The organism is Amycolatopsis sp. NPDC059027 (assembly GCF_042739735.1).
Taxonomy (GTDB): domain Bacteria; phylum Actinomycetota; class Actinomycetes; order Mycobacteriales; family Pseudonocardiaceae; genus Amycolatopsis.
In genome coordinates this window covers 13,745-26,142 of sequence record NZ_JBHYIK010000035.1, presented here as the reverse complement: position 1 = coordinate 26,142, position 12,398 = coordinate 13,745, and the positions used below count along the sequence as shown (strand labels likewise).

Below are 12,398 nucleotides of genomic sequence, written 5' to 3'. Positions count from 1 at the left end.
CCAAGGTCCGTCCCGTTCGACAGCGTCCTGGCCCCGGCCGGCATGTGACCCTCCCGCGCCCTCCGATGACAACGGCCCCATGCCGTAGGTCGCTTGTGGACGGTGGCGGTCGGTCGATCTTCGGTGGCGTCTCCGACCGATACCCCGGCGCCCGGATCATCCTGGGGCACATGGGCGATTTCCTCCTGGCCCAGCTGCACCGCATCGACGCCCGCTACCGCGACCTCGACCCTCGACTACAACGATCACTGGAGAAAGCGCCCTCGGAGTACTTCGGAACCAACATCACGATCACCACGTCCGGCGTTTTCTCGCGCGCGGCACCGCTCGGCACGATCCAGACAATCGGCGTCGACAACGTGATGTTCTCCATCGACTACCCTTTCGAACCGACCAGGGAAGCGGCCGAGTTCCTACACGCCGCACCGCTCTCCAGCCCCGACAAAGAAAAAGTGGCATACGTCAACGCCCAACGCATCCTGCGACTCACACCGTAGCCGTGCCCGGCCCGATCGGCCGCCACCGTCCACAAGTGACCGGCGGCACGGGGTTTACCCTTGGCAGGGAAACGACAAGGGGCTAGTTCGCGGCCCGCGTCCGGGCCAGTGGATTGATCGCGATTCACGACTTGACGCTTTCGCAATGCCAGGGAGAAAAATGAAGCCCAGAAGATGGCTGCCCCTTTCGGGCTGTCGGCCGGTGGCTTCGAGTGGCTGGAATCGGACGCTACCGCCGGGAGGCGGTGGTCGACGGCAGTTCGCCGAATCGTGCACGGTAGTCACTCGCGAACCGGCCGAGATGGGTTACGCCCCAGCGATAGGCGATGTCGCCGATCCCGTCGTCGGTGGACAGGATGTCGTGGTGGATCCGGTCCAGCCGGAGGTTGCGCACGTAACTCATCGGCGACGTCCCGAGCTTCCCCCGGAACGCGCTGCTGACGGTCCGTGCGCTGCACCCGGCGGCTTCCGCGATCCGGCCGAGGGAGATCGGTTCGGACAGGTTGTCCTCGACGAAGGCGATCGCCGCGCGCAGTGCCCTGGGATGCGGCGTCTGGCCGACGCCGCGCAGCGTCGCGGTATGCGTGTGGGGCTGGGCCAGCAGCAGCGCGGTCACGATGCACCGAAGCTGGTTCCGGCGCAGTTCTTCGCGCTGGAACAGCGGGTCGTCCGAGTCCAGCTGCTCGATCAGCGAACCGATCAGCAGCCGCACCGTGCTACCTCGCGGTTCGGCCAGGTCGAGCGGAAGGTCGAAGCGCACCGCGGAACCGGTCGGGCGCCCGGTGAGCGCCGCGAGTTCGCGCTGGACGAGGCCGGCGTCGATGCGCAGGCCGAGGAACCTCGTTCCCGGCCGGTTCGGCCGAAGGTCCTGCGCGTCGCCCGGATTGAACACCCCGGCCCGCGCGCGGCTCAGCACGGCCTGCCGGCCGCCCCGGCTCGCGGTGATCTCACCGGCCACGCCCAGGTTGACGAAATACGAATCCCGCCCTGGCGCCGCGCGCACCCGCACCGCCAGTGACGAGGCGAAGTAGCCGACGGCGAAATCCGCGGCCGCGACGCCGCGTACCTCGTGCTCGCCATCGGCGAACGGGCCCAGGGGACTGGCGTTGACCGCGCCGCCGAACAACCGGCCGGCCGACCGCAGCAGGTTCACCGGATTCTCGGACTTCGTGATGACGTAATCACGCAGGGGACTCGACAACATCGCTCACGCTCCCTGGTAGGCAAGACGATCATGCCATCGATCGAGCTGGCGGAACACTGCTCGAAGCGTGCAGCCGGTCGGTGAACCAGTCCGCGACCAGCACATGCTTGGCGTGCGAATGGTTGTAGACGCAGTGGTCGCCGTCGGGCCACTCGGCCCAGTGCTTGTCGGGCGATCCGGCGCCGTCGAACAGCGCGCGGGCGTTCTCGACCAGGAACACCCGGTCCGGTGTGCCGTGCAGGACCAGCAACGGGACCCGCAGGAGGGCAAGGCGTTCCGGGGTGAGCCGATAGCTCTCCATCGCGGACCGGGCCTGCTCCGGATCGTCGATCCCGAGCAGCGGCCGCACCTTCGCGGTGAACCGGGGAAAGCGGTCCAGGATCTCGGCGGGGCGCACGGTGCCGCCGTTGACACAGCAGGCCGCGAAACCCTCGCCCGCGCTCGCCGCCAGTGCGGCGAGGAACCCGCCCATGCTGTTCCCCCAGATCCCCACCCGGTCGCCGAGCCGATCGTCCGCCCGCAGGGTCCGCGCGACCGTCTCGAACGCCTTGTCCACCTCCGGGGTCATCGTGCTGCCGTGGAACAGCCTGCTCTCGCCCTGCCCGGGACCATCGGCGAGGAATGCGGCGATCCCGCGGTCGAGCAGGTAGGTGGCGCCGACGTGGTACTCCTCTCGCCAACCGTCGAAACCACCGACGATCACCACGGTGGGCGGGGCCCCGGCCCCGGCCGGGCGCAGCAGCCAGCCGGACACGATCCCGGCCGGGGTGTCGATGTCCCGGTGCTCGGCGATCGGCTCGGTCAACGCGCCCGCGGCGCCGAAGGCGGTGATCAGCTTGCGGTAGAGCTCCCGTTTGCGTGGCTCGGTGTCGGCGAGCGGGACCTGCCCGGCCCGGAAACAGGCCGAGGCGAACAGATACCAGTCGCGGGCCGTCAGGGTGTGCCCCCCGGCCAGCGCGCGGTCCGCGCGAGCCATGTTCCGCTCGCCGAGTTCCTCGGCCGCCTCGTCCCACGGGCGGCCGGTGTCGACGAGCCGGTAGAGCTCGGTGACATCGGCGAAATCCATGCCGTTGCCGACGAGCCGCCGCACCGGCATCGCCCGCTTGTGCGCCTCGGCCGCCGCTTTCCCACTCGGAGTCATGAAATGGCCGCGATCCGCACCGGTGCCCCGATCGCCCGGTCGAGCGCGTCGACGACCCGGCCCACCCCGCTGCTGTCCTGCGCGGCACCGAAGATGCGGAAGTCGGGGCGGTAGAGGATCATCGAGACGCCGGTCCTGGCGAAGTAACCGGCGTAGTAGCCGTTGATGTCGGCGGTGTCCTCGCCGAGGGCGACCACCCGGACGCCGAGCCGGTCGAGCACCGCGCGGTGCCCCGCGGTGAGGCGAGAGTCGGTGCCGGGAGCGAAGAGCAGGGTCCACCCGCTGCCGACCACGTCGTCGAATCGCCCGGTCTCCCCGCCGGCTCGCACCCGGCCCTGCGGGGCGAGCCTGCCGACAACCTCGGCCGCCCTGCCTTCGGCCCCGGTGTCCAGCAGCCCGTCCAGCAGGTGCGGAAACGGCGGCGGGGGCGGCACTTCGCCGCACCGGAACGCCTCGTCCCTGGCCTCGGCGATCTCCGGATCGAAGGTGCAGGACACCCGGCCCGCCTCGATGGACATCCGGATCAGCGTCTCCACGTGTGGCGCGCGCTCGATCTGGTAACTGTCCAGCAGGGTGTCCTCCGCGATGCCGCGCAGCACCAGATCGAGCCGCCAGGCCAGTGCCTTGGCGTCGCGGATGCCGGAGCACATGCCCTGTCCCATGAACGGCGGCATGACGTGCGCGGCGTCGCCGATCAGCAGGATCCTTTCGTCGCGCCACCGGTCGGCGAGCTTGGCCTGGAAGGTGTAGACCGCGTGCCGGACGAGCTCGGCCTTGTCCGGGGTCACGGCGTAGGGCGCGAGCAGGTCCCAGGCCACGCCGGGATCGCGGAAGCGTTCCGGAGCCTCGCCGGGCAGCAGCGCGAATTCGAACCGGCGGTGCCGGGTGCCGAGCTGGAACAGACAGTGCGGCCGAGCTGGATCGCACACCTGCCCGTTGTCGAATCCGAAGTCCAGCGGGACCTTCGGTTCGAGATCGCAGACGAACCAGGTCTCCCGGAACCCGAAGTCGGTCTGCGTGGTGCCGAGCCGGTCGCGGACGAAGCTGTTCGCGCCGTCGGCGCCCACCAGGTACCGGCCGCGCACCGTCCGGGTCCGCGCGCCGGCGATCTTCTCGCCGTCCGGGGAGGTGGTGATTTCACGCAACGTGACTTCGACGTGGTCCTCGTGCCGGGTGAGCGCGGTGGCCTCCCAGCCCTGATGCACCGAAACGGTCGGCTGAGCCCGCACGGCCGCGTCGAGCGCGTCCTCGATCGACGGCTGATACATGATGTAGTCCGACGGCCAGCCGGAAATGCCGTCGGCATCCCAGTCGAACGTCAGCAGGGTCTCGCCGCGCGCGTTGCGGAACACGTACTTGGTGGCCCGGACCATGTCCCGCTCGATCCGCTCGGCGATCCCGAGGGACTGGAAGATCCGCATGATCTCGTGATCGACGTGGCCGGCGCGGGCCCGGCCGTACAGCCCGGGCCAGCGTTCGAACACGGCGACCCGGTGGCCGCACTGTCCGAGCAGGGCCGCCATGGTCTGGCCGACCGGGCCGTAACCGATTTGCACGACGTCGTAGGGCAGGTCGTCGTCTGGCTGGGGCATCGTTGCCTCCCAAGGATCTGCGCCGCCGCCGATAGCGGCTGTGGCCACGCTAAGCCGGTGACGGCGGGATCGGTGTCCGGTTCCGGAGATGCCTGTCCGATTCCGGCGGCCCGGAAAACGTTGCCGGAACCGGACAACGGCCGCCGGAAACGGACGGGAAAGCCGGGCTCACGGACCTAGTTTGGTCGAGCACATCGGCATGGAGGTCCTATGGAGAACAGTGACGGCACCCGTTCGGCGTTGATCGTCGGTGCCGGCATCGCGGGGTTGACCACGGCGAGCGCCCTGGCGCGGCGGGGGTGGAGTGTCGAGGTCGTCGAAACCGGCTCGGAGGGCGCCACCGCCGGGTGGGGGCTGAGCCTGACCGGCCCGTCGCTGCGGGCGCTCCACGGTCTCGGCCTCGCCGAGCACTGCCTCGCCGCCGGATACGGCATGAGCGTGATCACCAACGTGGACGCGAACGGGGTGACGACCCCGATCGAGCTCCCGCGCCTGATCGGCGACGATCGCCCGGCGATGGCCGGCATCGCGCGCCCGGAGCTGCACCGGATCCTGCGTGCCGAGGCGCTGCGGCTCGGCACGCGAATCCACTATGGACTCAGTGTTTCCCGCCTGGACCAAGGAAACGGTCAGGTACGCGTCGAGCTGACCGACGGAACGGCGCGCACCGTCGACCTGCTCGTGGGCGCCGACGGCATCCGCTCCACCGTCCGGGACCTCATCGGCCGGCCCACCCCGATCCGGTATCACGGCCAGATGGTGTGGCGGGCCCGCGTGCCGCGGCCCGGCTGGGCCACGAGCATTCACACGTTCGCCGGTGCCGGCCACCAGACCGGAGTCGTGCCGATCTCCCCGAGCCAGGCCTACGTCTTCCTCACCGAGAACGGAGTGCTGCCGGACGTGCTGCCGGACGCCGAGCTCGCCGCGCGCATGGGCGATCTGCTCGCGCCGTTCACCGGCCGGATAGCGGAGATCCGGCCCGAGGTCGCGCGGTCCGATTCGGTGGTCCGGCGGCCGGTGCAGACCGCGTTCGTCGACACGGCGTGGTCCGACGGGACCAGCGTCGTCATCGGCGACGCCGCGCACGCGCCCTCGCCGCAAATGGCCAGCGGGGCCGCGCTCGCCATCGAGGACGGCCTTGTCCTGGCCCAGGAACTGGACCGGTACGAGGACATCCGGAAGGCGCTCGAGGCGTTCACCGGCCGCCGCCGGGAACGGTGCTCGGTCCTGGTGAAGACCTCGGTCGCGATCGCCCGGCTCGAGCAGGAGCAACGGCATCGCGATGCGTATCCCCTCATCGAGGCTTGCCACCAGCGGATGGCGCAGCCGGCGTGACACAGGAGGTTCACTTGTCCGACAACACCGCCCCGTCCCTGTCCGAGGCGAAGTCGTGGTTGCGCACGCACCTCGCACAGCGACGCAACCCGTTCAACGCCATCGGCCAGGACGCCGCGGCGCGGTACATCGAAACGCTGCCCGGCGTCGACCCGGTCCGGTGGGCGGAGCACTGGCTCGGCGGTGCGGCGGAGTTCGCGGCGTCGGCCGAGCGGGCCGAGGCCGACGGCGACCGCGGCGACGCGCTGGAAAACTGGTGGCAGGCCTACCAATTCGCGTTCCTCGGGCGGTACCCGTCGCCCATCCACCCCGCCAAACTGGCCGCGTACGAGCTGGCCCGGAAATACTTCGCCCGGGTGTGCGAACTGGAGGACACGCCGGTCGAGCGGGTCAGCGTGCCGTTCGACGGCCGCGCGGGCGAAGGCGACTCCGTCTCGTTCCTGGTGGCCCGGCCGCCCGGTTCCACTGTGGACAGGCCACCGGTCGTGCTGATGTGGGGCGGAATCGACGTGTGGAAGGAGGAAAGCTACGCCCGCGGCCGGCTACTGCGCGAACGTGGTTTCGCCACGGTGCACATCGACAAGCCGGGAGTCGGGCAGTCCCCGGTGCCGGCAGGTCCGGACGCGGAACGCCAGTGGGATCCGGTGTTCGCGTGGCTGCGAACCCGAGCCGACCTCGACGCGGACCGGGTCGCGGCTCTGGGGTTGTCCTTCGGCGGGTACTGGGCGATGAAACTGGCGCACACGCACCGCGAACAGCTCACCGCCGCGGTCAACTGGGGTGGCGGCGTGCACCTGACGTTCCAGCCCGAGTGGCAGGAGAAGTCCCGGAACGCCTCGTCCTATCTGATGGATCTCATGCCCGCCCGCGCTCGCATCTTCGGTGGCCACACCTACGAGGACTACGTCGCGCGATGCCCCGAACTTTCCTTGCTGGATCAGGGAATTTTGGAACAGAAGTCGTGCCCGCTGTTACTGGTCAACGGAAAGGACGACCAGCAGAACTGCTCCGCCGACATCCACCTCGCCCTCGAGCACGGCGACCCGAAGACCGCACGGCTCTTTCCCGGCGGACACATGGGATCCGGCCCCGTCCTGCCCACCATCGTCGACTGGCTGACCGACCGGCTCGGCCACCCGGCAACCGAAGGGAACTGACATGCACGCCACCGGTTTGATCACGCACCTGCGGCACGTCGACATCGCGATGCCGAACTTCGCCGAGCAGCGCGTCTTCTACCGGGACACGTGGGGGCTGACGGAAACCGCCGACGACTCGGGAGTGTCGTTCCTCGCCGCCGAGGGCTCACCGGAGCTGTATGTCGTCCGGCTGCGCAAGGACGAGCGGAAACGTACCGACCTCATCGCGTTCGGCTCCGCCGGCCCGTCCGATGTGGACACCCTGACCGAGCGACTGATCGGTCAAGGAGTGACGCTGGTCCACGAACCCCGTGTGCTGGACACACCGGGCGGCGGCTACGGCGTCCGGTTCTTCGACAACGAGGGCCGGGTGGTCGAGGTCTCCGCGGACGTCGCGGTCCGGGCACACCGCAAGATCGAGGCGCGCGAGTCCATCCCGGTACGGCTTTCCCACGTGCTGATGAACACGCCCACCCCGGAAGCGACCGTCCGCTGGTACATCGACCACCTGGGGTTCCGGCTGTCCGACACGATGCGTGTCGGCGACCGCGAGATCATGTGGTTCCTGCGCTGCAACACCTTCCACCACAGCTTCGGCTTCGTGCGTGGTCCGCATGCCGCGTTCCACCACGCCTCGTTCGAGATGCGCGGCGTCGACGAGTTCATGCGCGGCACCGGGCGGATGAACCGTCTCGGTTTCGAGCGCCTCTGGGGCCCCGGACGGCACCGTGCCGGGGACAACTCGTTCAGCTACTACCTGGACCGGGCCGGCAACACCGTCGAGTACACGACCGAGCTCGAGGTGATCGACGAGGACACCTGGCACCCGCACATCTACGACCTGACCGATCCCGCCAACGCCGACCAGTGGGGCACCGCGAACGAGATGGACGAGTTCATCGCCGCCCGCTCGCACAACGACGTCGACCGCGGCCTGTTCATCGCGCCGCCGATGTGACCGGGCACGGCAACCGAGACGAAGGAATCCAGTGATGACATCGGTTCGCGCCCGCCTGCTCGGCAGCTGGCGGATGATCGACTGGAAGGTGTTCCGTGGCCACGAAACGCGCGATCCGCCGCTTGGTCCGGCCGCGGCCTGCACCGGGCTGCTCATCTACACCGAAGAGGGAACGATGAGCGCCAATCTCATGCTCGCCGGGCGAGCGTCCTTCGCCGACGGGTCGCTCGACCGTGGCACGCAAGAGGAACGAGCCGAAGCGTACCGCTCGATCATCTCGTACACCGGCACCTACGAGGTCGACGAACCGACCGCCACGGTCGTCCATCACGTGCAGATCGCGACATTCCCGAATTTCGTCGGCACCGACCTCGCCAGAACGTGCGTCTTCGAGGGCGAGGACACGCTGAAACTCGACACTCCGCCGATGAAGATCGGCGGCGAATTGCTCGGAAGTTACATTCTCTGGCAGCGGAAAGGAACGGAGGTCCGATAATGCGGACATTTCGCAGAATCGTCACCGGCCATGACCGCGACGGACGATCCGCCGTCGCCGAGGACCGCGAATGTCCGCACGTCGAGATCACCGCCCACGCCACCGTGACCAACCTCTGGTTGCACGAGGGACGCCCCGGCAACGCGGACCCCTACCACGACCCGGTCGCTCCCGGGACGCCGCTCCCGCCGCCGGCCCGGGGCAGTGTGCTCCGCATGGTCGAGTTCCCGCCGCGTGGATCGGGTGCGGCTCCCTACGTCCATCGCACCGATTCACTCGACTACGCCTACGTCATCGACGGCGAGGTGTACAACGTCCTGGACAGGGACGAGACACTCATGCGCGCCGGCGACGTGCTGGTCCAGCGGGGCACCAACCACTCCTGGGACAATCGTTCCGACAAGCCCTGCACGGTTCTCTTCGTCCTGCTGGACGCCGATCCGCGACAGGGAGCAGACTCCGAATTCCCCTGATGATCGACCTTCCTTGGCGGTGAGGGAATTCTGCTGTCCGGCCCGGGCCGCCGGGGGCGGGTCCGGCATGGGGACCGCGATCGCTCTGCGACTCGCCGAGGAAGGTGCGACGGTCGTCATCGCCGGGTGCGACGCGGAGAAGTTGAGCCGAACCGTCAAGCAGGCTCCCGAGGGCAGCACGATCGTCCCCGGGCACCGGTGCGACACCAGTCCCGCGGCACGGCTGCGGGCCGGGGTCGTTGGTCCCCGATCCGCGGGACCTCGGACGCGCCGGTGGACTCTTCACACCCGGGCACGCGCGAGGTCGACTCGGGACATGAGGAACGGCGGCGGTGATGGTTGAGCGCAAGCGGGAGAAGCGGTTTCCCCGGCGGATCTACGAGCGGGAACTGCTGCGCCTGCAGGGTGAACTGGTGGTGTTGCAGGAATGGGTCCGGGCTTCGGGTGCGCGGCTGGTGGTGCTGTTCGAGGGTCGTGACGCGGCGGGCAAGGGCAGCACCATCAAGCGGTTCACCGAGCATCTCAACCCGCGAGTGGTGCGGATCGCGGCGTTGCCGAGGCCGACCGAGCGGGAACGGACGCAGTGGTACTTCCAGCGGTATGTCGAGCACCTGCCGGCGGCGGGGGAGATCGTGCTGTTCGACCGGAGCTGGTACAACCGCGCCGGGGTGGAGCGTGTGCTGGGGTTCTGCACGGCCGAGGAGCATCGCCGTTTCCTGCAGCAGTGCCCGACGTTCGAGCGGTTGCTGGTCGATGACGGGATCCTGCTGCGCAAGTACTGGTTTTCGGTGAGCCAGGCCGAGCAGACGCGGCGGTTCCGCGCCCGTATCGACGATCCGCTCCGCCGCTGGAAACTGTCCACAGTGGACCTGGAATCGGTGCCGCACTGGGCGGAGTACTCGCGGGCCAAGGACGACATGCTCACCCACACCGACACCACCGAGTCACCGTGGTACGTCGTGGAAAGCGAGGACAAACGCCGCGGGCGGCTCAACATGATCAGCCACCTGCTCGGCTCGGTGCCCTACCACGAAGTGCCACGCCCGGCACTGGAACTCCCGGCGAGTCCGCCGGCACCGGCCTACCCGCGCACCGATCGCAGCCTCCAGCACTACGTGCCTGATCACGCTGAGACGCTCCTGCGCCACCGATGACCTTTGCGGCCTTCGCCGGGCCGTTCGGCTCTAAGCCGGCAGGCCGGTGCGGGTGACGCTGGTGGAGAACCGGCGAAGAGGAGGAGCGATGTACGCCCAACCTGGCGACTGGCTGGTGATCAAGGGATATCGGGTGGACGATCCGGTCCAGCGCGGGCAGATCCTCGAGGTCCGCTCGGCGGACGGTGCACCGCCGTACGTGGTCCGCTGGCTGAGTGACGACCACGTGTCGACGGTGTTCCCCGGTCCGGACGCGGTGGTGGAGCCGAGCCATGCGACCTGCTAGCGAACGCGCAGTCGTCGTCGGCATCGACGGTTCGGAGTCCGCGCGGCTGGCCGCGGTGTGGGGAGCCGAGGAGGCGGTCCGGCGCGGGCTTCCGCTGAGACTGGTCAGTGTGTACACGGTGCCACGCGTCGGACTGGGTTCGATCACCGGCTCGGTCGAGGCGATCCGGGACGGCCTGGAGGCGCAGGCTCGGGTCCGGCTCGAAACCGCGAGCAAGTCGGTGCGGGCGCTCTATCCCCACCGGCCGGTCGAGCTGGCGGCCCGCGAGTGGAACCCGGTCGCCGCGCTCACCCAGGAATCGGAGCGGGCGAGCCTCGTCGTCCTGGGATCCCGGGGCCTTGGCGGATTCACCGGTCTGCTGGTCGGATCGACGGCGGTCGCACTGGCGGGACACGGACACTGCCCGGTCGTCGTCGTGCGGGGCCGGACGCCGAACACCCCGCCGCCGGTCACCGGGCCCGTCGTCGTGGGACTGGACGGATCGGCCGACAGCGTGTCGGCATTGGCGTTCGCCTGCGAGGAAGCGTCGTGGCGGCGGGCGCGGCTGGTGGCCGTGCACACGTGGAACCCCGCGCTGGCCGACGGCAAGCCGCGGCCACATCCGCTCGATCTGGACCCGGCCGAGGTGGATCGCGAGGAACGGCGGGTGCTGGCCGAACAACTCGCGGGCTGGCAGGAGAAGTATCCCGAGATCGCCATCGACCGCGTCGTCGCGTGCGGGCGGCCGGTTCAGACGTTGCTTGACCACGCGGAGCGCGCGCAGCTGCTCGTGGTCGGCTCACGGGGCCTGGGTGGCTTCCGGGGGATGATGCTGGGGTCGACGAGCCAGGCGCTGCTCGCCCATTCACCGTGCCCGGTAGCGGTGATCCGGCAGACCGGCGAAGGTTCGTGACCGCGCTCCCCGCGCCTCGGCGACCGATGCCCACGGACGCCGTGACGACCGAATTCTTCGACACCACCGGCCTGAGGTTGCTCAAGCAGGGCTTCGCGCTGACCCGCCGGTCCGGAGAATGGTGGCTGCACACCCAACGCCGCTGCGTCCTGCTGCCCTACGGCGCGCGCGAGACCGGAGCGGCGGCGCGGCTTGTGCTGGCTCCTGCCCGGGGAGTGGAACTCGAACCGGTCGCGGCGACCGCGACAGAGCCGGGCGAGAACGCCGGGCTCACAGTGGCCAAGCGAATTCTGGCCGACCGGCTCACGCGTCCCGAACGGGTGACCGACGGTTCGGCACGAGACGCGCTTCTCGTGACGTTGCACGAAATGCTCGGAAGAATCGCCGAGGCCGACGTCGATGTCCGGCTCGGTGAGCGCGCCGCCGCGGTCCGCCTGCGTGTCGCTGTCCGGTGCGTCCGCGACCTGCTCGGCGTGGCGGCTCCTGCGCTCGGCGGACGACTGGGCGCGGGGATACGGCGTGAGCTGGGCTGGCTCGCCGCCGAACTCGCGCCTGTTCATGAGGCCGAAGTGCTGGTCCCGCGACTGCGTCAGCGGCTCGCTGCGCTGCCTGAGGAATTCGCCCGAGAACCCGCCCAGGCACGCGTCACCCGGTACTTCGCCGACTGCGGCCGGGCACGCGCGGCCGCGGCGCTTGGTTCGCGAAGGTACCTTCAGGTGCTGAACGCCATTGACGTGCTTGAGGTCGTGCTGGCCGAAACTCCGCGCACACGGTGGCCGAAGGCCGCTCGACGTCCGGCGTCCGCGGTGCTGCCGTGTCTGGCAGCGTCATGGACGAGAAAAACGACGCAGGAACTGCGCCGAGCGAGCCGAGACCGGGGGCTGAGTCAGGCGCGCCACGCGGTGGAGAAGCTTCGATGCCTGGTCGACGCGGGCCGTCGAGCCGGGATCAGCACCCGAAGCGCCGAGGCGTCGCTCGGCACGGTCGGTGATCTGCTCGACGAGCAGCACGTCGCGGTGACGGCGCATCGGCATCTTCGCGCGCTCAGAACACAGGCCGCCGACGCGTGTGAGGACACCGCGGTCTTCGACGCCCTGTTGCGTGCCGAGATCGCCGCCATCGACGAGTACGCGGCGCGGGCCGCCGAAGCCTGGCAAGCGGCGCACCCGGCGTTGAGTCCATTGTGGACCAATGGGACGTAGGTCCCGTGGGGTGGTGACCAAGGCATGCG

At 69.4% G+C, this 12,398-nt stretch carries 13 protein-coding genes; 10 read left to right on the top strand and 3 right to left on the bottom strand.

The genetic code is table 11. From position 1 onward, the window contains the following. The first annotated feature begins 65 nt into the window (after positions 1-65). A complete protein-coding gene (locus tag ACFWY9_RS24040) occupies positions 66-497 on the top strand; it encodes an amidohydrolase family protein (RefSeq protein ID WP_378339971.1) in 432 nt (143 codons plus the stop codon). Between the two features lie 229 nt (positions 498-726). Here the strand turns inward: ACFWY9_RS24040 and ACFWY9_RS24035 are convergent, their stop codons facing one another. The 3 genes from ACFWY9_RS24035 to ACFWY9_RS24025 are packed head-to-tail and all read right to left on the bottom strand — an operon-like array spanning position 727 to position 4,434. Continuing rightward, complete coding sequence (locus tag ACFWY9_RS24035) at positions 727-1,701, bottom strand: AraC family transcriptional regulator (protein WP_378339970.1); 975 nt, start codon at positions 1,699-1,701, stop codon at positions 727-729. A 28-nt stretch (positions 1,702-1,729) separates the two neighbouring features. Then, positions 1,730-2,842, bottom strand: coding sequence for an alpha/beta hydrolase family protein (locus ACFWY9_RS24030; protein WP_378328377.1), 1,113 nt, complete (start codon positions 2,840-2,842; stop codon positions 1,730-1,732). Beyond that, positions 2,839-4,434: a bifunctional 3-(3-hydroxy-phenyl)propionate/3-hydroxycinnamic acid hydroxylase gene (locus tag ACFWY9_RS24025; RefSeq protein WP_378339969.1), complete on the bottom strand. Its 1,596-nt coding sequence runs from the start codon at positions 4,432-4,434 to the stop codon at positions 2,839-2,841. The genes ACFWY9_RS24030 and ACFWY9_RS24025 overlap by 4 nt, the downstream gene beginning before the upstream one ends. Positions 4,435-4,644: 210 nt before the next feature. Here ACFWY9_RS24025 and ACFWY9_RS24020 point away from each other — a divergent pair, with 210 nt between their 5' ends. The 9 genes from ACFWY9_RS24020 to ACFWY9_RS23980 all read left to right on the top strand — a co-directional run bounded on the left by ACFWY9_RS24020 (position 4,645) and on the right by ACFWY9_RS23980 (position 12,369). After that, positions 4,645-5,769 (top strand): FAD-dependent monooxygenase, encoded by a 1,125-nt coding sequence (locus ACFWY9_RS24020; protein ID WP_378328379.1) that lies wholly within the window; start codon positions 4,645-4,647, stop codon positions 5,767-5,769. Between the two features lie 14 nt (positions 5,770-5,783). Then, positions 5,784-6,926, top strand: coding sequence for an alpha/beta hydrolase family protein (locus ACFWY9_RS24015; protein WP_378328380.1), 1,143 nt, complete (start codon positions 5,784-5,786; stop codon positions 6,924-6,926). A gap of 1 nt (position 6,927) precedes the next feature. Next, positions 6,928-7,866, top strand: a complete 939-nt coding sequence (locus ACFWY9_RS24010) for a VOC family protein (RefSeq protein WP_378339968.1) — start codon at positions 6,928-6,930, stop codon at positions 7,864-7,866. 34 nt (positions 7,867-7,900) lie between these two features. Then, positions 7,901-8,362: a lipocalin-like domain-containing protein gene (locus tag ACFWY9_RS24005; RefSeq protein ID WP_378328382.1), complete on the top strand. Its 462-nt coding sequence runs from the start codon at positions 7,901-7,903 to the stop codon at positions 8,360-8,362. Continuing rightward, a complete protein-coding gene (locus ACFWY9_RS24000; RefSeq protein WP_378339967.1) occupies positions 8,362-8,835 on the top strand; it encodes a cupin domain-containing protein in 474 nt (157 codons plus the stop codon). The genes ACFWY9_RS24005 and ACFWY9_RS24000 overlap by 1 nt, the downstream gene beginning before the upstream one ends. A gap of 335 nt (positions 8,836-9,170) precedes the next feature. Beyond that, on the top strand, positions 9,171-9,989 hold the full coding sequence (gene ppk2 / locus ACFWY9_RS23995) for a polyphosphate kinase 2 (protein WP_378328384.1): 819 nt from the start codon (positions 9,171-9,173) through the stop codon (positions 9,987-9,989). An 88-nt stretch (positions 9,990-10,077) separates the two neighbouring features. Continuing rightward, on the top strand, positions 10,078-10,275 hold the full coding sequence (locus ACFWY9_RS23990) for a DUF1918 domain-containing protein (RefSeq protein ID WP_378328385.1): 198 nt from the start codon (positions 10,078-10,080) through the stop codon (positions 10,273-10,275). Then, the gene (locus ACFWY9_RS23985; RefSeq protein WP_378328386.1) at positions 10,262-11,167 is read left to right on the top strand and encodes a universal stress protein; all 906 of its coding nucleotides are present in this window, start codon (positions 10,262-10,264) and stop codon (positions 11,165-11,167) included. Before ACFWY9_RS23990 ends, ACFWY9_RS23985 begins: the two co-directional genes overlap by 14 nt. A 41-nt stretch (positions 11,168-11,208) precedes the next feature. Further along, a complete protein-coding gene (locus tag ACFWY9_RS23980; RefSeq protein WP_378328387.1) occupies positions 11,209-12,369 on the top strand; it encodes a CHAD domain-containing protein in 1,161 nt (386 codons plus the stop codon). Positions 12,370-12,398 lie beyond the last annotated feature (29 nt).